The sequence below is a fragment of the Brevundimonas mediterranea genome, assembly GCF_011064825.1.
Classification (GTDB): domain Bacteria; phylum Pseudomonadota; class Alphaproteobacteria; order Caulobacterales; family Caulobacteraceae; genus Brevundimonas; species Brevundimonas mediterranea_A.
In genome coordinates, this window is record NZ_CP048751.1 from 1767878 (window position 1) to 1789347 (window position 21470).

23 protein-coding genes are annotated in these 21470 nt (G+C 65.0%); 7 read left to right on the top strand and 16 right to left on the bottom strand.

Annotation, left to right across the window (positions count from 1 at the left end; translation table 11 throughout):
- Window positions 1-1110: 1110 nt before the first annotated feature.
- The 4 genes from GYM46_RS08615 to GYM46_RS08630 are packed head-to-tail and all read right to left on the bottom strand — an operon-like array spanning window position 1111 to window position 4615.
- Window positions 1111-1911, bottom strand: a complete 801-nt coding sequence (locus GYM46_RS08615; RefSeq protein ID WP_154725878.1) for a hypothetical protein — start codon at window positions 1909-1911, stop codon at window positions 1111-1113.
- Window positions 1912-1967: 56 nt separating this feature from the next.
- Complete coding sequence (locus GYM46_RS08620) at window positions 1968-2654, bottom strand: ABC transporter ATP-binding protein (protein ID WP_154725879.1); 687 nt, start codon at window positions 2652-2654, stop codon at window positions 1968-1970.
- Window positions 2651-3814: a chain-length determining protein gene (locus GYM46_RS08625; RefSeq protein WP_154725880.1), complete on the bottom strand. Its 1164-nt coding sequence runs from the start codon at window positions 3812-3814 to the stop codon at window positions 2651-2653. Before GYM46_RS08625 ends, GYM46_RS08620 begins: the two co-directional genes overlap by 4 nt.
- An 18-nt stretch (window positions 3815-3832) precedes the next feature.
- The gene (locus tag GYM46_RS08630; RefSeq protein ID WP_268865003.1) at window positions 3833-4615 is read right to left on the bottom strand and encodes an ABC transporter permease; all 783 of its coding nucleotides are present in this window, start codon (window positions 4613-4615) and stop codon (window positions 3833-3835) included.
- A gap of 191 nt (window positions 4616-4806) precedes the next feature.
- On the opposite strand from GYM46_RS08630, the gene GYM46_RS08635 reads away from it, so the two are divergent.
- The 4 genes from GYM46_RS08635 to dapD all read left to right on the top strand — a co-directional run bounded on the left by GYM46_RS08635 (window position 4807) and on the right by dapD (window position 9039).
- A complete protein-coding gene (locus tag GYM46_RS08635; RefSeq protein ID WP_164952642.1) occupies window positions 4807-6510 on the top strand; it encodes a radical SAM/SPASM domain-containing protein in 1704 nt (567 codons plus the stop codon).
- Window positions 6511-6599: 89 nt separating this feature from the next.
- Window positions 6600-7529, top strand: coding sequence for an acetylglutamate kinase (gene argB / locus GYM46_RS08640; RefSeq protein ID WP_164952643.1), 930 nt, complete (start codon window positions 6600-6602; stop codon window positions 7527-7529).
- Window positions 7526-8185, top strand: coding sequence for a pyrimidine 5'-nucleotidase (locus GYM46_RS08645; protein WP_164952644.1), 660 nt, complete (start codon window positions 7526-7528; stop codon window positions 8183-8185). Before argB ends, GYM46_RS08645 begins: the two co-directional genes overlap by 4 nt.
- Window positions 8182-9039 carry a 2,3,4,5-tetrahydropyridine-2,6-dicarboxylate N-succinyltransferase gene (gene dapD / locus GYM46_RS08650; RefSeq protein WP_164952645.1) on the top strand — a complete coding sequence of 286 codons (858 nt, stop codon included), beginning with the start codon at window positions 8182-8184 and terminating at the stop codon, window positions 9037-9039. Before GYM46_RS08645 ends, dapD begins: the two co-directional genes overlap by 4 nt.
- 60 nt (window positions 9040-9099) lie before the next feature.
- Here dapD and GYM46_RS08655 read toward each other — a convergent pair whose 3' ends face one another.
- The 7 genes from GYM46_RS08655 to GYM46_RS08685 all read right to left on the bottom strand — a co-directional run bounded on the left by GYM46_RS08655 (window position 9100) and on the right by GYM46_RS08685 (window position 15168).
- Entirely contained in the window at window positions 9100-9600 is a 501-nt protein-coding gene (locus tag GYM46_RS08655; protein WP_164952646.1) for a ferritin-like domain-containing protein, read from the bottom strand.
- 100 nt (window positions 9601-9700) lie between these two features.
- Window positions 9701-11629, bottom strand: coding sequence for a threonine--tRNA ligase (gene thrS, locus GYM46_RS08660; protein WP_164952647.1), 1929 nt, complete (start codon window positions 11627-11629; stop codon window positions 9701-9703).
- On the bottom strand, window positions 11626-11877 hold the full coding sequence (gene yidD, locus GYM46_RS08665; RefSeq protein WP_008261575.1) for a membrane protein insertion efficiency factor YidD: 252 nt from the start codon (window positions 11875-11877) through the stop codon (window positions 11626-11628). The genes thrS and yidD overlap by 4 nt, the downstream gene beginning before the upstream one ends.
- A gap of 79 nt (window positions 11878-11956) precedes the next feature.
- Window positions 11957-12412, bottom strand: a complete 456-nt coding sequence (locus GYM46_RS08670) for an iron-sulfur cluster assembly scaffold protein (RefSeq protein ID WP_040350220.1) — start codon at window positions 12410-12412, stop codon at window positions 11957-11959.
- Between the two features lie 73 nt (window positions 12413-12485).
- Entirely contained in the window at window positions 12486-13376 is an 891-nt protein-coding gene (locus GYM46_RS08675; RefSeq protein ID WP_008259810.1) for an AraC family transcriptional regulator, read from the bottom strand.
- 63 nt (window positions 13377-13439) lie between these two features.
- Entirely contained in the window at window positions 13440-14105 is a 666-nt protein-coding gene (locus GYM46_RS08680; RefSeq protein WP_008261702.1) for an HAD-IA family hydrolase, read from the bottom strand.
- 247 nt (window positions 14106-14352) lie between these two features.
- Window positions 14353-15168 (bottom strand): tetratricopeptide repeat protein, encoded by an 816-nt coding sequence (locus GYM46_RS08685; protein WP_008260323.1) that lies wholly within the window; start codon window positions 15166-15168, stop codon window positions 14353-14355.
- Between the two features lie 75 nt (window positions 15169-15243).
- Between GYM46_RS08685 and GYM46_RS08690 the strand changes: the two genes are divergently transcribed.
- Both GYM46_RS08690 and GYM46_RS08695 read left to right on the top strand, forming a co-directional pair.
- Window positions 15244-16623, top strand: coding sequence for a leucyl aminopeptidase family protein (locus GYM46_RS08690; RefSeq protein ID WP_008259528.1), 1380 nt, complete (start codon window positions 15244-15246; stop codon window positions 16621-16623).
- 82 nt (window positions 16624-16705) lie between these two features.
- Window positions 16706-17494 carry a C40 family peptidase gene (locus GYM46_RS08695; protein ID WP_008259698.1) on the top strand — a complete coding sequence of 263 codons (789 nt, stop codon included), beginning with the start codon at window positions 16706-16708 and terminating at the stop codon, window positions 17492-17494.
- 1 nt (window position 17495) lies between these two features.
- Here GYM46_RS08695 and mmcB read toward each other — a convergent pair whose 3' ends face one another.
- The 5 genes from mmcB to thpR all read right to left on the bottom strand — a co-directional run bounded on the left by mmcB (window position 17496) and on the right by thpR (window position 20438).
- The gene (gene mmcB, locus GYM46_RS08700; protein WP_008263341.1) at window positions 17496-17942 is read right to left on the bottom strand and encodes a DNA repair putative endonuclease MmcB; all 447 of its coding nucleotides are present in this window, start codon (window positions 17940-17942) and stop codon (window positions 17496-17498) included.
- Window positions 17943-18045: 103 nt separating this feature from the next.
- Window positions 18046-18582, bottom strand: coding sequence for a carbonic anhydrase (locus GYM46_RS08705; protein WP_008259173.1), 537 nt, complete (start codon window positions 18580-18582; stop codon window positions 18046-18048).
- A gap of 149 nt (window positions 18583-18731) precedes the next feature.
- Window positions 18732-19265: a lipocalin family protein gene (locus GYM46_RS08710; protein WP_008261229.1), complete on the bottom strand. Its 534-nt coding sequence runs from the start codon at window positions 19263-19265 to the stop codon at window positions 18732-18734.
- 61 nt (window positions 19266-19326) lie between these two features.
- A complete protein-coding gene (locus GYM46_RS08715; RefSeq protein WP_008262253.1) occupies window positions 19327-19902 on the bottom strand; it encodes a GNAT family N-acetyltransferase in 576 nt (191 codons plus the stop codon).
- The gene (gene thpR / locus GYM46_RS08720; protein ID WP_008264190.1) at window positions 19899-20438 is read right to left on the bottom strand and encodes an RNA 2',3'-cyclic phosphodiesterase; all 540 of its coding nucleotides are present in this window, start codon (window positions 20436-20438) and stop codon (window positions 19899-19901) included. Before thpR ends, GYM46_RS08715 begins: the two co-directional genes overlap by 4 nt.
- 130 nt (window positions 20439-20568) lie before the next feature.
- On the opposite strand from thpR, the gene GYM46_RS08725 reads away from it, so the two are divergent.
- Entirely contained in the window at window positions 20569-21318 is a 750-nt protein-coding gene (locus GYM46_RS08725) for a Bax inhibitor-1/YccA family protein (RefSeq protein ID WP_008263679.1), read from the top strand.
- Window positions 21319-21470 lie beyond the last annotated feature (152 nt).

Consider the following 21470-nt stretch of genomic DNA (forward strand, 5'->3'; position numbering starts at 1 on the left):
GGATCGTGATCGTGACTGGGTGCAAGGTGGCGTCGCCGTTTTTTCAGGACGCGTCGACTAAAAGCTCGGACAGGTTTTCGACATGTTCATCCGGGCAGAAAAAGAAGTAATCTTCGCTGAGGAATCATCCCGCAAGGAACTGCTCTATTTCATCCAATCCAATTCCCTTTAAGCGACTTTCATGCGTGACCGCAAATGCATTCGGGGCCTTGCCCGGTAGCGGATAAATGGCGTCGAACGGCCGATATTTCTGTCAGCGGTGAAGATTAAGCTCCAAAATGATCGCGCACCCCGGAGAGCGCTAGAGCGTCTCCTGAGCGCCTTCCAGAATCATGGGCTCGAAACCTTCGGCATCCAACTTGATCAGAACGACAGGTGGACTGCCGGCCATCTTGGAACCGAGCGTGTGGACCTCGCCAGCGCAGGAGTAATCAGAAGGGCCGTCCGCCACCAAGCTCGCTTGAGCGTGGTTCCCGCGGCTGAAGGGCCGGGATAGAGACGCCGATCAGGTCCCCCAGTGCGACCTTGTGCAGCGCGGTCGACAGTCTGTTTCGCATGCTGTTTCGTTCAACGAACGGGTTTATCTCGGGATTTGGTTCGAAGGCGACCGACAGACCGGAGGGGCCTACCAGAGAAGGGAGCTTGACCGTGCGGTATCCCATGTGGGCACCGAGTATCCGGCTGCGTTAGCGCCTAACCATCGTATAGAGGATAGAAGGGGTCGGGCCATTTTATTGTAACGAGGCGAGGTATCCTCGAAGTTCATTCAGCTCTTCTGCAAATCGTTGCCCGCCAAATTTATAAACATTGGCGAAGATTTGATCAAGTGTGGCATGGCTTTAGCCCAAAACCCGTTATGAGTCGAGAAACGTCCGTTACTGCCTTCTTAATATTAGATCTGCGTAATCGGAGTGCGTATTGTAGCGTCGAATGATCTCCACTTTCTAACAATGCGCCGACCAATCACGACTGAATTTCTTTAAACCTATCAGTTCAAGAGCTTCGAAAGGCGACTTTCGCTCTGTAGTGTTAAGATTTTGACGCGGGGACTTGAAGCGCTCGAGAGATATAGCGGATCGAAATGGCGGCGCATCTTCGACCCGATCTAGGCTAGGCGATTCGTGAAACAACGGCCCCGAGGAAATGAATTTGCCCATGAAGCATTCCGTGCTGGACCCACAGCCGAAGCTCGGCTGTCTGATTGGTAAGCCATGATCTCGTCATTTCGATTTTGTATCGGCCAGCTTTTTCTATCTTGTAGAAACCCGTCGTCGTATCTTCGGCGTGGCCCCAATCGAATCTAAGATCGACCACGTCATCGAAAACGAGAAAGTCGAACTCTGCTTCGATTTTCCATTCGCCTGATGTGAGTGTGATATCGGGGCCATATACCAGTATGCGGCCTCGCCCTATCAGATCGATTTCCGGGGAGCCGCCCTCGCGTTCCTGACCCAAAGTGTAGGAGAAGATATCGGGCGTCCAAGTCGCTGTGGCGTTTGCGGCAACGGGGAGGGATCCATAATGGCTGAGCGCGTGCGTGCCCCTGTCGTCCTTCGCGTGGGAAACGGCCGGTTCTGCGCCCATGACGGCATTGACAACCGTCGATAGATCATCGACCGGCGCGGCCCCGTGCAAAGTCAGATAGTTCGCGAACGCGAGCCAGGTCGAAAGTTTGGAAACCGCCTCTCTGGGCCGGAACGTAATCGCGGCGGCCATCATGGCCTCGACTGAGTCCTCAAAGGAGCGTGTATGGACGATGATCCACTGATGCGGGTCCAGTCCGCCGACGGCCGCTGGATGATCGACGACGACCAACTCGCCTTCCGGTGGCGGTGCCTGCTCCTGGCGCTCTCCGCGGCGATCCTGAAGGGTCATGCCGGCTGTCGCAGCCATGTCGCGCAGGTGTGACATGATGCTATCTTCGTGCGTGGAGGGAAGAAGCCAGATGTGGTTTCGGCGGATGGAGATCATCTGGCCCGTAGCCAGCCGTATATGTCTACGGCCTGTTCAATGTCGTCGAACATTTTTGTGCGCCCGCCGTCTATGATCAGGGCGCGATCGCACAACCTTGAGATCATGCTCATGTCGTGAGAGGCCATGAGGAAGGCGCGATCGCCGCGGCGCTCGAAAAGCTCTTCCTGACATTTTTGCTGAAACCGGGCATCGCCCACGGCGACGAGTTCGTCGATTAGATAGCAGTCGAATTCGATGGCCAGGGAAAGACCGAACGCCAAGCGTGCGCGCATCCCAGATGAGTAGTGTTTTACGGGCTGACGCAACTTCAATCCCAGCTCTGCGAAATCATCGACGCGGGCGAGGAGGTTCTGGAAGTCCTTATCATATAGGCGAGACAGAAAACGGATGTTGTCCATGCCGGACAGGCTGCCTTGGAAGCCGCCTCCGAAGCCGATGGGCCAAGATGGCCTCACATGCCAGTTGACTTGGCCAGAACTCGCGCCGAGCACGCCACCCAATATTTTTATCAAAGTCGACTTGCCCTGGCCGTTCCTGCCAAGAACGGCCAGCCGCCCTTGGCAGGGCAGGTTGAATGTCAGGTCGTGAAAAAGAGGCTTTCTGCTCGGCGCCTCGATATAGCGCTTGGAGAGGCCCACGACGGAAAGCGCCGCGGGAACGGCGACTTCATTGAGGGTCATGGTTGATGATGCTCGCGAACCCCGGCCCATATCAGCCAACCGACTCCGTAGGCGAGCAGGGTTGAGAACAGAACGGACAATATCGCCAGAAGGCGTTTAGGCTCTGTGGCCTTGTCCGGCAGGTTCGGCGTGACGACCTGTTCGAGATAGAGCTGCTGGCGACGCGCTTCGGTTCGGGCGTCGTTCAGGCTAGACCTTGCGGCGGCGACCTCTCGTCCAGCAAGCTCCTGATCCAGGGATAGGCGCTCGTATGCGCCGATCTTGGGCGCCAGCGAGGTCGTGTTGCCAACCAGTTTTGCGCGCTCTTCTGCAATCTGGCGCTCATATGCGAGGATACGTGTGTCGAGCGCGGAAAGCTGAGGGCTCTGGGGCGCTCCAGAAGATAGCTGGGCCCGCTCTGCGCGGAGTTCTGCGAGCGACGACATCAGTCGGCCGATGAGTTCCCCGCCTTCGGTTGCGGTCTGGGCCGGATCGATCAGGCCTTCGCGGTTCCGGAAGTTCGCGAGCGTGGTCTGCACGCTTGCAAGGCGTTGTTCGGCTTCGGAGACGCGCCGTTGAGCGTCCACAACGGCCTGTGAGGAAGAGCGTTCGTTGAGCTGGTTGACCAAGCTTTCGCCGCCCTCCAGCAGACCTGTGGCGATATGTCGGGCGTCTTCAGGGCTGAAAGCTTCCACGCGCAAGGTGCTGATGCCGGTGGTAGAGTCGTAGCCTACGGTCAGGAACCGGGTGAAGGCGTCATGCAGATCCTCGTTGGTGCGACCTTCGCCAAACCGGGGGAAGCGGAAGAACGGATCCGCTCCGCGCGGAGCCAGCATTTCGCGGAGCGGCATCGCCTTCTGAAGATCCGCGATAGCCTGACGGGATTCGATGTATTGGTGCACCGAGAAGGCGTCGGTCTGGGAGGTTGACAGGCCCACGCCCTGAAGCGCGAAACCCAGTGAGCTCGGCGCCTGTTGAGATTGCGATCTGACGACGAACTTGGCCTCCGATACATAACGGGGAGAGGCCATTCCGGCGAAATAGACGGTCGCTAGCAGCGTGGGAGCCACAACGATCGCCAGAAAGGCTTTGGGCACCTTTTGCGCGAAATCTCGAAGAGGCTTCCGTTCGACGACGGATGCGGAATGCGTGCCAAGATAGGTCAGTTTTGAATCGGACATTTGAGGTCTCTGTTTGGCCTATTCGACGTCGACGCGTTCGCGGAAAAGGCGGAGCATCAACAGTCCTGCCGCATTGAATATTCCGCCCCAGATGATCGGGTAAATCGGGTCGTAGTGGGTTTCGACAAATTCGCCGAATACGCCAGCGCGGATCATCTCGACGGCGTGGGGAATCGGCAGCCAGAGAAGAACCGTGCGGAACGTGGAGGGCACGAAGGAAATCATGAAGAAGGCCCCTGACAGGGGGATGAGAAGATACATGAACAACTGGGCAAGTCGTTCAACCGTCTCGAAACGAATGGCCAAGGCGGCGATGGTCATCGCCAATCCGGTGGAGAGCCAGGCCAGTGTCAGCCAGCCGCCGTAAAGCAGCAGCGGCTCCTTCGGCAGGCCGACCTGCCCCAGAGCCGCCAGGATTACATAGACCACGGCGAAGGCCGTCGTCGTGCCTGCGATTTCAAGAACGAAGCGCGACACGAAAATATGCAGAGGGGAAATCAGGCGATGATACATGAGGCCGACATTGGCCTGCAGCGCGCTGAGTCCGTGCGTCACCAGATGTCGCATCAGGAGCAGCGACATATAGCCCGTCATAACGAATGGCCCCAATCGAATGCCGTGTTCGTATGCGGGCTTAAGCGCAGACCACAAAATGATGACCCCCAGACAAAAGGCCAGAGGTTCGCCGATTACCCACAGAAAGCCGATGCCTTCCCGGCCATATCGGGTGACGATCTCGCGCATGACCAGCGCGCCGATGATCCGAGACTGTTCTCGGAAGAATTTGACGGGAGACGGAATGGGGGAACGCTCCTGAAGCCCATCTGTGTTGAATGAGCCGGATGACCCTATATCCAGCGCTGAGGGTCAATGTAAATGTATGTCTGGTGAAGCGGGCGCGCGATATTGCGTTCCGATCGGGTGTGGGGCAATGACTGCGCCGGTGTATGGCCTAGGCGCGGGCATTCGTCTGTTGAATGAGGAAGCTGGCCATGACGCAATTTCGCGGCGGCGTGAACGTCATCGATCCAGTCGAGGCGGGGGCGGTTCCCTCTAAAGGGGTCTTCATGCGCGAGCGCGTGGAGTTGATCGCTGGACCTCACATGGTGAGGCTGCAGGTTCAGATGTCTCCCTACGCCCAAAGCGAAACCATCGCCGTTCGCGCGCTGTCGCCGGAAGGTCATGAACTGGCCAAGGATGACGTATGTGTCGGCGACGCTGACGCCATGGTCAGGTTAGATGCGCTCACGTTGAAATTTCACCTGCCAGAAGCGCAGGAGATAACCTTCGAGGGGCATGCCAGCGCGAACGTCTCGACCACACACCTGAGGTTTTTCACCCAAGCCCCTGTCGGCGAATACGAGAGGAATGAAGACAGATTCAACTTCTATCCGGGTGACATACCGCACCGATCCCTGCGTTTCCTGGTGATCGGCACGACCGCAGTCTGCAATGCGAATTGCAGTCACTGTCCAACCAACAAGGTCTATTCACGGACCCAGGCCAAGGGGGTCATGGATATGGCTCTTTTCGAGAGAATAATACGGGAACTCGCCGATCTCGAATTCGACGGCACAGTTGCTTTCGGCTTGTTCGGAGAGCCTTTGCAAGATCCCCATCTCGCGGCTCGCGTCGAAATGATCCGGAGCCTATGTCCGAAGGCGAATATCAGTCTTTCCACGAACGCCGCGCTTTATGACGCCGCCAAGCATCGTGACGCCCTGGCGAAGATCGACGATATCGCGGTGCATATCGAGGCGCTTACTTCTGATGTTTATGAGACGGTCATGCGCCCGCTCAAGGTGCGGCGGACCTTCCCGCGTGCGGAGCAGTTGATCGCGGACCAAGCCGGTCGGGTTCATATCGTCAGTCCGGTTCACCGGCAAAATATTGATCAAATCGCCAACATCAAATCGCACTGGGAAGAGAGGGGTGCAGGCGAGACCGAGTTCATCGCGCTGTCGAACCGTTGCGGCCAGAGCCCGAATTACGACAACCTGGCCCTAGCTCCTACCGCTGTTGGATGCGGTCCCGAAATGGTCATAACGGAGCTTGTCGTCGACTGGGACGGTGCTGTCCTGACCTGTTGCCAGGATTTCCATCGCTATGGGCGTATCGGGGATCTGCGGCGCGAGAGCGTGGTGGAGACCTTGGCAAGCGCCTCTCGAGCCCGCGTGAGACGTCTGTTCAACGAGAAACGCTGGAACGCTCTCAAGGCCTGTGCTGGATGCAAGCTGGACAGCGAAAGCGCTGTCAAAACCGTTGTCGATGAAAAGCTTGCCGTTCTTGACGAGAAACGTCGGTTCTCGGCGGATCAATTCGGTTTCAAGGGAGCCGCCAAACGGGTCGATGGCGGAATATTGCTCGACGCCCGCAACCTCGCCAGCGCTATCGGCCTTCGTAGCAGAGCGAGACGCGGGGCGACCACCGGCCCCAATCGGCGTCTTACGCCCGGAAACTATCTCGTCAAGTTCGATCTTGTCGATCTGAAACAGGATCCGGGCGGCGGAATAACCCTAGACGTCACCGACGGGTCCAATGTCCTTACGCGACACGTGCCGAAGCGGAAGGGGCCTTGGGAAATGCATCTGGATGTGAGGCCGGACGCGGGCAAGCTCGAATTTCGCATTCACGTCCGCGGCGCCCGATTGTGGTTTTGCGGAGTTACCGTCGAACGGATCGACCTAACCGCCTGACTCGCGCGATGGCTCTGGTGCCTCGGTGAGGGGCACCCAACGGGTTTCGCCGTGACACCGCCCCCATCCCCCGCTATCTCGCGCGCGTGATGAACGAAACAGAACGCCAGTCGGAAGAACGCAGCTGGGAGACGGCGAAGACGCTCGCCGAGGCCTTGCCGTATATTCAGGTCTATGACCGCGAGACCGTGGTCATCAAATACGGCGGCCACGCCATGGGCGAGAGCGCCGTGGCGCGTCAGTTCGCGGCCGATGTGGTGCTGCTGAAGCTGATGGGGGTCAACCCGGTCGTGGTGCACGGCGGCGGGCCGCAGATCAGCGCCATGCTGGACAAGGCCGGGGTCAGGTCCAGCTTCGTCGACGGGTTGCGGGTCACCGATCCGGCGACGATGGAAGTCGCCGAGATGGTCCTGTCCGGCGCGGTGAACAAGGAGATCGCCCACTGGATCACCATGGCCGGCAAGGAGGCGGACGTGCGCGGCGTCGGTCTGTCGGGCAAGGACGCCGGCCTGCTGACGGTCGAGAAGACGCGCCGGACCAAACGCGATCCCGACAGCATGATCGAGCACGAGGTGGACCTGGGCTATGTCGGCGAACCGACCAAGGTCGATCCCAAGCTGATCAAGGGCCTGATCGCGTCGGAGACCGAGGACTGGGTGCCGGTCATCGCCCCGATCGGGGTCGCCGAGGACGGACAGACCTACAACGTCAACGCCGATACGGTGGCGGGCGCCATCGCCGGATCGCTGAACGCCAAGCGGATGCTGCTGCTGACCGACGTGCCGGGGGTCAAGGGCGCGGACGGCGACATCATTCGCCAGATGACGCTGGAGGAGGCGCAGGCCCTGATCGACAGCGGCGTCGCCCACGGCGGCATGATCCCCAAGCTGGAGACGGCCATGGCGGCCGTGCGCGCAGGCGTCGAGGCCGTGGTCATTCTGGACGGCCGTCGGCCCCACGCCATGCTGGTGGAGCTGTTCACCGAATTCGGCGCCGGCACCCTGGTGAAGGCGTCTTGATCGACCTGTCGTACGTCAACGCCTGGGTGTTCGACATGGACGACACCCTGTATCCGCGCGAGCAGGGGCTGATGTCCCTCGTCCAGGCGCGGATCAACGCCTATGTGGTCGAGGCGGTCGGCCTGGCGCCCCAGGAGGCGCGTATCCTGCAGCGCCAGTTTCTGGATGAACACGGCACCACCCTGGCCGGGCTGATGGCCAACTACACCATCGATCCCGAGGACTTCCTGAACGTGGTCCACGACGTGCCGCTGGACGGGGTCGAGCCCAATCCGCGCCTGGCCGAGCGTCTGAAGACCCTGCCGGGGCGCTGTTTCGTCTTCACCAACGGCGCGCGGGACTATGCGCATCGGGTGCTGGACCGGATCGGCGTCGCCGACTGTTTCGAGGGGGTGTTCGCCATCGAGGACGGCGACCTGACGCCCAAGCCGGCCCCATCGGCCTTTCGTCGCATGATCGAGCGGTTCGATTTCGAACCCCGTTGCGCCGCCTTCTTCGAGGACACGCCCAAGAACCTGGAGCCGGCCAAGGCCCTGGGTATGGCGACCGTCCTGATCGGCGACGGCCACGGCAAGCCCCTGGGGGACCATATTGACCGGATCGCCCCCGATCTTCTCGACTTCCTCAACGCCCTGACCTTCAAGGACGCCGCATGACCGACCTGTCGCATCTCGAATCCGTCATCGAGGCCGCGTGGGAAGACCGCGCCGACGTCTCGGCCGCCACCCATGGCGATGTCCGCGACGCGGTCGAGACCGCCCTGGCCCTGCTGGACGCCGGCCAGGCGCGTGTCGCCTCACGCGGCGAGGACGGGGTCTGGACCACGCATCAGTGGCTGAAGAAGGCGGTGCTGCTGTCCTTCCGCCTGAACGACAACCAGATCATGCGCGCCGGCGACCGCGGCCCGACCAGCCACGCCCCGGGCGTCGGCCCCTACTGGGACAAGGTGCCCAACAAGTTCGGCGACTGGGCCGCCGGCGACTATCAGGCCGCCGGCTTCCGCTCGGTGCCCGGCGCCATCGTCCGCCAGGGCGCCTATATCGCCAGGAACGTCGTGTTGATGCCGTCCTTCGTGAACATCGGCGCCTATGTCGATGAGGGGGCCATGGTCGACGCCTGGGCCACGGTCGGGTCCTGCGCCCAGATCGGCAAGAACGTGCACCTGTCGGGCGGGGCGGGCATCGGCGGAGTGCTGGAGCCGCTTCAGGCCAATCCGACCATCATAGAGGACGGCTGTTTCATCGGCGCCCGCGCCGAGGTGGCTGAAGGCGTGATCGTGCGCGAAGGGGCGGTCCTGGCCATGGGCGTCTATCTGTCGGGCTCGACCAAGATCATCGACCGCGCCACGGGCGAGGTCTTCCGCGGCGAGGTGCCGGCCTATTCGGTCGTGGTTCCGGGCGCTCTGCCGGATCCTAAGGGCGGCCCGTCGCTGTACTGCGCCGTCATCGTCAAGCGGGTGGACGCCCAGACGCGGGCCAAGACCGGTGTCAACGAGCTGCTGCGCAACTGATCAGATACGAAAACGGAGGCGACCGCGCGGCCGCCTCCGTTGTTTATCCGGCCGACAAGATCAGGCGGCGGACTTCATCGCGTCCTTGTTGACGGCGGCGTCGGCGATGCCGGTCAGGTCTTCGTCGGTCTGGGACTCTTCCTGCAGGGTCTCGTCCAGCAGGGCGGCGGCGTCCTTCATGCCGAGCACCAGGGCCCAGCGCTTCAGGGTGCCGTAGCGGGTGATCTCATAGTGTTCGACCGCCTGGGCGGCGGCCAGCAGGCCGGCGTCGAGGGCGGGGTTGTCCTTGTATTCTTCCATGATCTCGTCGCCCTCGGCCAGGATGCCTTCGATGGCGTCGCAGGTCTTGCCGCGGGGGGCCTTGCCGATGATCTCGAACACCTGCTGCAGGCGTTCGATCTGACCTTCGGTCTGGTCCTTGTGCTTCTCGAAGGCCGCCTTCAGCTCGGGCGACTGCGCCGCGCGGGCCATCTTGGGCAGGGATTTCAGGATCTTGCGCTCGGCGTAATAGATGTCCTTGAGCGTGTCGTGGAACAGGGTGTCGAGGGTTTTCTCGGCCATGATCGTCTCTCGCAAAAATTGTGATGGGGCGCGGGGGCGCACCCCATCACAAGCGATCAGGCGGAGAACCGTTCCACTGTTCGGAACCGGGCTTAGCGCCTCACCCGGCCCGCTTCAGATCCGGCGGGGTCGCTTCGTCGGTCAGGAGGCGGATCGCCTCCTCCACCGTGACCACCGTCTGGGCCTGGGAGCCCAGGCGGCGGATGGCGACTAGGCCCTGTTCGGCTTCCTGGCGGCCGACCACGGCGATGACGGGCACCTTGCCGACCGAGTGTTCGCGCACCTTGTAGCCGACCTTCTCGTTGCGCAGGTCGATCTCGGTGCGCAGGCCCGCCGCCTTGAACCGGGCCATGACGTCGCGAGCGTAGTCATCGGCGTCCGAGGTGATGGTGGCCACCACGGCCTGGACCGGCGCCAGCCACAGGGGGAAGGCGCCAGCGTAGTTCTCGATCATGATGCCGATGAACCGCTCGAACGATCCGAGAATCGCCCGGTGCAGCATGACGGGCCGGTGCTTCTGACCGTCCTCGGCGATGTAGGTCGCATCGAGCCGTTCGGGCAGGACATAGTCCAGCTGGATCGTGCCGCAGGTCCATTCGCGGCCGATGGCGTCCTTGACGATGAAGTCCAGCTTGGGCGCGTAAAAGGCGCCGTCGCCCTCGGTGACGACCGGCTCGGTCCCGGCCGCGCGAGCGGCTTCGGCCATCAGGGCCTCGGCCTTGTCCCAGAATTCGTCGGAACCGGCGCGGTTCTCCGGGCGGGTGCCCAGGCTGATATAGGCGGTCTCCATGCCCAGGTCGGCGTGGACGCTGCGGGCCAGTTTGATGAACTCGGCCGTCTCCTCGACGATCTGGTCCTCACGGCAGAAGATGTGGGCGTCGTCCTGGGTGAAGCCGCGCACCCGCATCAGGCCGTGCAGGGATCCCGACGGCTCGTAGCGGTGGCAGGCGCCGAACTCGGCCATGCGCAGCGGCAGTTCGCGGTATGAGCGCTGGCCCTGGTCGAAGATCTGGACGTGACCGGGGCAGTTCATCGGCTTGAGGCTGAGGGTCTCGCCCTCGACCGTTTCGCAGACGAACATATTGGGGCGGTACTTGTCCCAGTGGCCGCTCTGTTCCCAGAACTTACGGTCAAGCACCTGGGGCGTCTTGACCTCGACATAGCCGGCGGCGTCCAGGCGGCGGCGCATATAGGCCTCCAGCACGCGCCACAGGATCCAGCCCTTGGGATGCCAGAAGACCATGCCCCGGCCCTCTTCCTGCATGTGGAAGAGCTCCATCGCCTTGCCGACCTTGCGGTGGTCGCGCTTCTCGGCCTCTTCCAGCCGCTGCAGATAGGCGTCCAGGTCTTCTTTGGTCGCCCAGGCGGTGCCGTAGATGCGCTGCAGCTGTTCGCGCTTGGAATCGCCGCGCCAGTAGGCGCCGGCCAGTTTGGTCAGTTTGAACGCCTTGCCGACATGGCGCGTCGAGGGGAAGTGCGGGCCCCGGCACAGGTCGATCCAGTCGCCCTGCTTGTACAGGGTGATGGTCTCGTTCTCGGGCAGGTCCTTGATCAGCTCGGCCTTGAACTTCTCGCCGCGCGCCTCGAAGAAGACGATGGCCTCGTCGCGGTCCCAGACCTCGCGTTCGAACCTGGCGTCGCGATCGACGATCCGGCCCATCTCCTTCTCGATGGCGGCGAAGTCGTCGGTCGAGAAGGGCTCGTCGCGGAAGAAGTCATAATAGAAGCCGTCCTCGATGGCCGGGCCGATCGTGACCTGGGTGCCGGGGAACAGGGTCTGGACCGCCTCGGCCAGGACGTGGGCCGTGTCGTGGCGGATGGTGTAGAGCGCGGCGGGATCGTCGCGCATGATCAGGCGGAAGTCGCCGCCCGTTTCCAGCACCCGACCCATGTCGCGCTGCTCGCCGTTCAGCTCGGCCAGCACGGCCTTCTTGGCCAGGGACGGCGAGATCGAGGTCGCAACGTCACGCGCCGTCGAACCGGCCGGATATTGGCGCACGGCGCCGTCAGGGAATTTCAGATCGATCATGACTGTTGTTCTTTTTCGTCAGTCTTTGCAGGCGGAACCGGGTCATAGCCCGATCCTCCGAAGGGATGGCATTTACAGAGGCGGCGCACGGTGAGCCATCCCCCCTTGAGCGGTCCGTGCTGGATCAGGGCGTCGCGCCCATAGTCCGAACAGGTCGGCAGAAACCGGCACTGTTGGCCGATCAGGGGGGACAGCGTCAGCTTGTAGCCCCGATGGGCCGCGCGGACGCCGCGTTCATAGAGAGACATATGTCCCTTCGCCGGGGGCTGGATGGGTTCGCCGCGCTTATCCCCTGTCATCGCAGGGGGATCAACCGCTGAGAGCCCGTCAGGCCGCGCCGGCGAGACGAGTTCGTTCCGCCAGGGCCTGGTTCACGGCCTCCAGCGTCGCCTCGACCGCCACCAGGGTGGAGGCGTGACGCGCCGGATAGTCGGCGACGGGCCTCAGCACCCGCAGATCCTCGAACCGGCCGATGGGGCCTTCGCCGCCGGATTTCAGCATGGCCGACAAGGCGTCGCGCGCCTCGGCGATCTCTGCGGCCGCAGCCCCGATCACGGCCTGGCCCAGCACCCCGGCGGCCGCCTGGCCCAGGGCGCAGGCCTTGACGTCCTGGGCGAAGTCGATGACCCGGCCCTGGTCGTCCAGCGTCACATCCACCGTCGCCCGCGACCCGCACAGTTTGGCCACCCGCTCACCGGTCCCGTCCGGCGACGCCAGCCGCCCCGAATGGGGCAGGTTCGCCGCCAGCATCAGGATGCGCGCGCTGTAGAGATCGTCGATCATGGTGCGAACATAGGACGACAACCGCGCCCGTGAAACCTCCCTCTCCCCTGCAGGGGAGAGGGAGAACGGCGGCCTACGACTGGATCGGCAGGAAGATGTCCGTGACGGCCTCATGCTCCGGCACGTCGGGGAAGAAGCTGACGCGTTGGGCGAACAGGGGGAAGTCGCAAAGCTCGTGTCCGCTGCGCGGCAGCCACTGCCCATAAAGCCAGGCGGCCGAGGCGCTCAGATCGTCGCCGCCGCCGACCTGTCGCAGCACCGCACAGCGTCCGGCGGGGATGACGCCGGCGACCACGCCCGCCGCGTTCGGCAGGATCGCGCGCGGGGTGGCGGCGCACAGATCGATGCGATGGGGCGCGGCGTCGTCATCCTCGGGCTCCGTATGGAAGATGTTGAAGGTGGCGCTGATCTTCGGCGGCAGGCCCGCCGCCTTCCGCCAGGCGATGAAACGACGGATCGTGTCGCCGATGTGGGCGGGATCGCCGCTGTGCGTCAGCAGGCCGACGGCGGTTTCCGGGAAGTCGAGAATGCGAACCTCGGCTTCGGTGGGTGTGGTGGGTGTCATGGTCTGGCTCCGGGCTTGGGTGAGCGGCGTCTGGGCCGCAAGCCAGGGCGTCCAGCGGGGCGCTCTTCGGAACTCGGTCGGGCTCTGGTCGAAATGACGTCGGAAGGCGCGGCTGAACGCCTCCGGCCCCTCGAACCCGCTGTCGAGCGCGATCTCCAGCACGCTGGCCCCGTCACGAAAGGCCAGGCGGTAGGAGGCGCGCTTCATCCGCTTCAGTTGGACGTACCGACCGACGCTGATCCCGAACAGCGAAGAGAACTGCCGCTGGAAATGGTGTCTGGAAAAGGCGGACACGTCGCTCAGCAGCTCCACGTTCAGATCCGCCTCCAGGTTTTGGTCGATGAAGATCAGAACCCGGCGCATCCGCGCATGATAGTTGTCGATGACGCTTCGGCTCATCCGCACCTCCCTGGCACGGCTGGAGATAAGGGAAGAGGGGCGGCCGAGCCTGACCCGGAATGCTCAGGTCTCGATCGAGAACCCAAGCGCCCCGTCGGCCTCCACCTCCAGCCGCGCCTGGGCGTAGTCCGCCAGTGTCGGGTGCGGCGTCTCCAGCGGATGGGTCCAGGCGGCGGTGATGACCACGACGTCCGCGCCCGCGGCCTCGCCGGCCGTGATCCCGGCCTCGGCGTCCTCGAACACCAGACAGTCCTTGATATCGACGCCCAGGGTTTGGGCCGCCAGCAGATAACCCGAGGGGTCCGGCTTGCCGCGGTCCACCCGTTCGGCGGTGATCATGACGGCGGGCGGTTCGACCCCGGCGGCGGCCATGCGGGCGCAGGCCAGGGGCACGCTGGCCGAGGTGACCACGGCCCAGCGGTCGGGCGGCAGGCGTTTGAGGAAATCCAGGGCGCCGGGAATGGGGACGACCCCGTCCACATCCTCGATCTCGCCGCGCTCGACCCAGGCGGCCTCCTCGGCAAGGTCGATGTCCGGCAGGTTCTGGCGGCGGATGGTGTCGGGCGCGCGCACGCCGTGGATGGTGGGAATGAAACGCGCCACGTCCAGGCCGTGCCGCTCGGCCCAGCGGGTCCAGACCCGTTCGGCGGCGGCGGTCGAACTGATCAGGGTGCCGTCCAGGTCGAACAGGAAGGCTTGATAGGTCTTGGGCGTGTGGGGAGAAGCCATGCGTCTATCCAGCACGGGTCTGGACCGGGGGCAACCGGACGCCGCCCAGCCCCCATAATGACGCTGGTTCGCCGCCTGTGTTTTCAACGGCTTGACGAAATCTCGCGGCCATCGACCTGTCGGTCTTCCGATCCGTGCGATCCTGGATGGGGTGTGATCGCCGCAGGGGCGGCCAGAGTTCGGATGAGGGAGATTTCAGACGATTCAGACAATTCAGACTATGTTTTTGTGAGTCTGAAATCGCGGCTCAACCGCCCTGAAGCGAACTCCAGGTCCGGGCCGTGTCCGGCGTCGTCCCGCCCGAGGACGCCGCGCCGCCGGCGGAATTGCGCGCCTGCAGCCATTGCAGGCTCTGTTCGGCCTGTTCGGGCGGCAGTTCGCGGCGCAGGATCTGTTCGGCCTCGCCCATCTTGCCCTGAAGGCCCACCACCATGGCCAGGTTCTGGCGCACCCGGCTGGAGGCGGCGGGCTGGGCCGCCGCACGCCGCAACAGGGTCTCGGCGCCCGGCGCGTCGCCGCGCGTCAGGGCGGCCGTGGCGGCGTTGGTCAGGACGTCGGGATTGTCGGGCGACAGGACCAGGGCCTGGTTCCAGGCGGCGTGGGCGTCGTCGAACCGGCGCACCTGTTCATAGGCCACGCCCAGCAGCGAATAGGCCCGCCAGTCGTGCGGCGCCAGGTCGCGCGCCTTCTCCAGCGGAGCGACGCCATAGAAGGCCTGGCCTCGGGCGATATGGGCGCGACCCAGCTCCAGCAGGGCGTCGAGATTGGCCGGCTGGACGGTCAGCACCCCCTCGGCGGTCTGGACCGCCTGGTCGTACCGCCCCATTTCGCGCAGGGCCTGGGCCAGTTTCACCCCGGCCACGGGATCGGCCGGATTGATCTCCTGCTCCCCGGCCCAGAAGACCGAGCGCGACAGGGCGTCCATCCGCTCATAGGCGGCGCGGGTCTCGGCCGGGGCCGGGGCGCGGCCCTGTTGGGCGGGGGCGGGATCGGCCGCAAGCGCCGGCGCGGCCGACAGGCTGAGCAGGGCGGCGGTTGCGAGAAGGGCGGGCATGGGCGACATGGGTGGAGTCCTGACGGTCCTCGGTCGCCCCCAGACTCGCCGGTTCGCGTCAACTGTTGGTTAAGAAGGCCCGTCATGTCCGTATTCCATCCCCTGCTGGTCGCCGCACAAGACGGCGCAGACGCCGTGCCGATCCGCTTCGTCGGTCCGGATCAGGCGCTGGACGGCGCCGTGCGCCCCTGGGCCGATCTGCACGGGTTCGAGGGCAAGCCGGGTCAGCTTCTGATCGCGCCCCAGGGCGACGGGATCGGCCAGGTCCTGGTCGGAACGGGTCCGGTCTTCGATCCGATGGCGGCGCGGGGCCTGTCCGCCCGCCTGCCCGGCGGCCTCTATCGTCTGGAGACCGAGCCGCATCAGGCCCAGGCCGCCGCCCAGGCCTTCCTGCTGGGGGCCTATGTCTTCGACCGCTACAAGGCCCGGCCGGACAAGACGCCGGTCCGGCTGGTCGCGCCCGAGGGTCTGGACGTCGCCGAGACCACGCGGATCGTCGCCGCCTGCGCCCTGGCGCGCGAGATGGTCGATACGCCTGCCGCCGACATGGGACCGTTGCAGATCGAGACCATCGCCCGCGAGATCGCCGAGAGCGCCGGGGCCGCGATCACGGTGACCGAGGGCGACGCCCTGCTGGAGGCGAACTATCCCGCCGTCCACGCCGTCGGCCGGGCCGCCGCGCCGCACCGGGCCCCGCGCCTGATCGAGATCGGCTGGAAGCTGGACCAGACCGACCTGCCGCTGGTGGCCCTGGTCGGCAAGGGGGTGGTGTTCGACACCGGGGGGCTGGATCTGAAACCCGCCGCCGGGATGCGGAACATGAAGAAGGACATGGGCGGATCGGCCCACGCCCTGGCCCTGGGGCGGCTGGTCATGCAGGCGGATCTGCCGGTGCGGCTGGTGGTCATCGTGGCGGCGGTGGAGAACGCCGTCTCGGCCGACGCCTTCCGGCCGGGCGACATACTCAACAGCCGCAAGGGGCTGACGATCGAGATCGGCAACACCGATGCGGAGGGGCGGCTGATCCTGGCCGACGCCCTGACGCGGGCGGGCGAGCATGAGCCCGACGTGACCCTGGACTTCGCCACCCTGACCGGGGCGGCGCGGATCGCCCTGGGGCCGGACCTGCCGCCCCTCTATACCGACGACGACGCCCTGGCCGAGGGCCTGCTGGCGGCGGGGACCGCGGTGCGCGACCCCCTGTGGCGGATGCCGCTGTGGGCCGGCTATCGCAGCGCTCTGGACACCGAGATCGCCGACCTGAAGAACGACTCCTCGGCCTGGGCCCAGGCGGGGTCGGTGACGGCCGCCCTGTTCCTGCAGCGCTTCGCCCCGACCACCGGCGCATGGGCGCATATGGACATCTTCGCCTGGAACCCCCGCGCCCGGCCCGGCTATCCCGAAGGCGGCGAGGCCCAGGCCCTAAGGGCTTGTTTCCACTATTTGAAAACGCGGTTCTGTTGATTTCTTTCAGAAAAAAGACGGCTGTTAACGGCCCCTTCGGCATCTGACGATAGGGTTTGGGTTCAACCATGCGAGTCCACGTTTGACCGACGTCCTCGACCTTCTTCCGACCGGCGACCGCCTCGCTCGCCCCGACCTCGCCGAACAGGCGCTGGAAGGGCTGGTGCGCGCGTCCGCCTATCGCAAGACCGAGCCCATGCATTGCCGCGTCGCCGTGGCCGACATCCTGTCGGACCGCGACGCCCGCATCGACCAGCTGCTGCACGGCGAGATCTTCGACGTTCTGGACCGGGCCAACGGTCGGGCCTGGGGCCGGGCGCGCCGTGACGGCGTGGTCGGCTGGGTGGTGCTGGACAGTCTGTCGGCCGGGGCGCCCCTGCCGACCCGCCGCGTCGCCGCCGTGGACGCCGCCTTGCCGCTGAACGCCCTGGTGGTCGAGACGGCCGAGGGCCTGGCCGAGACGGATCTGCAACCCGTCGGCGATTTCGAACGCGACCTGGCCGCCGTGGCCGAACGCCTGCTGGGCCGGCCGCACGAGTTGGGCGCCCGCTCCTCCGTCTCCACCGACTGTTCCGGCCTGGTGCAGCAGGCCTTGCTGGCCTGCGGCCTGCCCGGTCCGCGTCGCTCCGACGCCCAGGCCGAACTGGGCCAGGCGGCCCCCGCCGGCCCGCACCTGCGCGGCGACATCGTGGTCTGGCTGGCGCCCGGCGGCGATCAGGACTGGACCGGCCATTCGGCCCTGATGATCGACGCCGAACGGATCATCCATTCCACCGGAGACAAGGGCGGGGTCGTGATCGAGGCCCTGGCCGAGGTCGAGGCGCGCCTGACGGCCGAAGGTTTCGCCTCCGCCGTCTTCCGCCGCCTCTGATTTAATCCCGCATCGTCCGCATCGCCCCCAGCCGCGCGAAGGCCAGGGTCAGGGCCTTGCGTCGCGCCGGCGCCAGCGGACTGACCGGCGCCGTCCGCACGACAGCCCCGCCGAAGCCGTCGGCCACGATAAGCCCGGGCGCCTCCGGCAGGATGTCCTGCGGAAACTCCGGCGCGACCGCAAAATAGAGGGCGTCGCAGAACGGCCCGTATTCCTGCCATTTGCGGTCGAGGCGATAGTCCTCCACCCCTGACTTGACCTCGCAGATGACGATGTCGCCCTTCGGCCCGACCGCCATGACGTCGGCCCGCCGTCCATTGGGCAGGCAGACCTCGAGCAGGGGCGCATAGCCCATGTCCAGCATCAGCCGCGCCGTCCCCCGCGTGACCGACAGGGTGGTTTCCGGCCGACTGAAGACCAGTTCGAGCGAGACTGCGGTGGCGGCCATGCCGGATTTATGTTCCGGATACGTTCCGGACGCAAGCAGCGGATCGTCCGGCGGCCCCGATCGGGCTCAGGATTATGGATGGGCTCCTGGGAGGGGATGCGCCTCAGGCGATCTCCTCGACCTCGCCGTCCAGATCCATCAGGGCCAGCTCGACCTCCACGTGGGGGTGGCGCTGCTTGATCGCGTCGCGCAGGGCGTGAAGCTGCTGAGTGTGGACCGCCAGTTCCTTGTCGGGCGTATCGACGGTCTCGGCGCCCAGAAGGACCTTGTAGGCGCCGCAGTCGCGGTGGTCGATCACCATGACCTTGTGGATGTGGTGGAGGTCGATGGCGACGTCCATGTGGGTCCAGAAGGTCTCGCCCCAGCTGGGGAATTTGTCGGTCAGAGCGCCCAGCGAGGCGCCGGCCAGGACGACGTGGTCGTATTTGTCATGGAGACCGTGGCCTTCCATATAGGCGATGGTGTCATCGGTCAGGCGATAGTCCATGCAGGTCAGCAGCAGGATTTCGGTGTGGCCCCGCGCCCGGGCGACGCCGGGCGCCAGGGTGGACAGCAGGCTGACGCCGCCGCCCAGGGCGATCAGACCGAAGGCGCTCCGGCGCGACAGGTTGGGGGTGTTGTGGGCGCAGCAGTCGGTCACGATGATCGCTCCGTGGTTGAGGGCGATGTCACGGGTAACTGCGTTCGTCCAGCTTGACTATTCAGTAGTCGTGCGGACCAGGGGGATAATACGGCCTTAAGGCTTGGGGGCGGGCGAGCGCGGCGTGTTGCGACCTCGATCCGGGCCTCTCAGCGCCCCGTGCTGACCACCCGGCTCATGTCCAGGCCCAGGGCGCGGGCGCGGGCCATCAGGCGGCTGCGTTCCGCCGCGGAGACGCTCTGGTCGCGATGCCAGATCCACCAGTCGGACTTGTTCGGCAGGGCCAGGATGGCCCAGCTGTATTCCGGATCATGGTCCCAGACCCAGTAGTTCTGGCCCGCCAGACCGCCGAAGCTGAGCAGGCCGGGCAGGGTGAAGCGGAATTTGGCGTTGGTCGTGGTGTCGGCGATGCGGGCGTTGGCGCGCAGCACCTCGTTGCGCCCGTCGGCGCGGCGGGTGCAGGTGACGACGATGCCGTAGCGGTCGGGTCGATCCTGACGCGTGAAGTCGATCTGGGCCCGGCTGCAGTCCTTCTGGACGTCGTTATGGCTGCGCTCGATCTCGAACCAGCGGCCGTCGAACCGGTCCAGATCGACGGCCCGCGACTGGGCCAGGGCGGCGGAGGGCAGGGCGATCAGGGCGGCGGCGACGAGGGAGGCGGTAATCTGGGCGGCGCGGATCATCGGGCGTATCCTCGTTCGGGTTTGAAAAACGGATACGTTGCAAGCCGGCCTTCGGTTGCCGTCAGGGGTTCAGGCGCGCCCGATTGACGGCCCAGTCGGCGCGCGTCTGACCCCACAGGTCGATGACATGATCCTGCATCGGCTCGGGCAACTGGCCGCGTCCGCGATTGATCGAGCCCAGCCGCGTCGCCACCCGGGCCGAGGGCAGGTTGTCGGGATCGATACAGTGGATCACGTCGTCCCAGCCCAGCACGTCGAACGCGTAGTCCATCGTCGCGGCTGCGGCCTCGACCGCATAGCCCTTGCCGGTGGCGTCGCGGTGCAGGCTCCAGCCCACCTCGCGGCCCGGCCAGCCATAGGGGTGGAGGGGGCCGATCCGTCCGACCCATAGACCGGTCGATTTTTCCAGGATGGAGAACATGCCCTCGCCCGTCAGGGCCCACATGCCGGCGACGGCGCAGAGGGTGCGCCAGACCTGGGGCGGGGACTGGACGCCGCCGATGAAACGGGCGGTCTCCTCATCGGCCATGAATTCGGCCCAGCGCGGAAAATCCTCGACCGCCGGCGGACGCAGGATAAGCCGCGCCGTCTCCAGCGTCGGACCCAGGGTCACGTGCGGCGGAACGGCGTAGGTCACAGCAGATACTCCCGCTCCAGCGCATACTGGCTGCCGTCGCCGGTCAGGACGCTGGAATAGAGGCCGAAGCGGTCGATGCGGATGGGCGGCGAGTGCAGCAGATTGTGGCCCGCCATCCAGGCGCCGATCCGGTCCGGGTTCGTCTGGGGCTTCAGATAGGCCAGGGTGACGTGCGGGCGGTAGTCGCGGGCCTCCAGCCTCAGGCCCGCGCGTTCGCCGGCCTTCTTGCAGCGGCCCGCCAGGACGGCCAGCCTTTCGTTGGGCGTCTCGACCCCGGCCCAGAGGGTGTGGCTGCGGTGATCGTCGCCGAAGGCGCCGACGCCCTTCAACACGATCTCGAAGGGGCCTCCGGCGACGCGGGCCAGTTCGGAGGCCAGGTCGTCAGCCCGGCGCTCGTCGGTCTCGCCGTAGAAGGCCAGGGTGACGTGCAGGGCGTCCAGGGGTCGCCAGCGCGCGCCCGGAAGGCCCGACTGGCGGCGTTTCAGCGTCTCCTCGACGTCCGGCGGCAGGGTCAGGGCGGTGAACAGGCGCAACATGCGACCGAAGGTAGCGGCAGGAACCGCGCCCTCCAAGTCCGGTTTTCCTTGCAGTGGAGCCTGTGGCTCACGATATTCGAGCCCTGTGATCGGAGAAGTCTCTCCGGCCAATCGGAGAAAGCACGTCGCCATGAGCGATTTCAACAACGGCTACGCCCGCCCCCTGCCGCAGACGGCCGACATGTCGGTGGACGCCGGCCTGCGCGGCTTCATGCTGGGCGTCTACAACAAGCTGGCCCTGGGCCTCGTGGTCGCGGCGGCCCTGGCCTATGTCACCGGCAATGTGCCGGCGGTGCAGCAACTGCTGTTCGGCGTGACGCCGGACGGCCGCGTCGGCCTGACCATGCTGGGCATGATCGTCCAGTTCTCGCCCCTGGTGCTGCTGTTCGGCTCGATGTTCTTCATGAAGAACCCGACGGCGAAGGGTGTGAATCTGCTGTACTGGGCCGTGGTCGCCTCGATCGGCGCGGGCCTGGGCGTCCTGTTCCTGCGCTATACCGGCGCCTCGCTGGCCTCGACCTTCCTGGTCACGGCGGCGGCCTTCGGCGGTCTGAGCCTGGTGGGTTACACCACCAAGAAGGACCTGACGGCCATGGGCACCTTCCTGATCTTCGGCGTGATCGGCCTGATCGTCGCGATGATCGTCAACATGTTCATGCAGTCGGGGACCCTGTACCTGATCATCTCGGGCCTGGGCGTGCTGATCTTCGCGGGTCTGATCGCCTATGACACCCAGCGTCTGAAGATGACCTACTACGCCCTGGGCGGCGACCAGAACGCCATGGGCGTGGCCACGGGCTTCGGCGCCCTGAGCCTGTTCATCAACTTCGTGAACCTGTTCCAATTCCTGCTGGCCTTCATGGGCGGCAACCGGAACTAAGACCTGTCGCAAGACGGATGCGGAAAGGGCCCCTCGCGGGGCCCTTTCTTTTTGCGGCATAGTGTTTACGCCTTGGCTCGACCAAATGGGGGTGAGCGATGTGGAAACGCGGACGGTGCTTGGCTGGGCTTGTCGCAAGCTTGCTCATGACG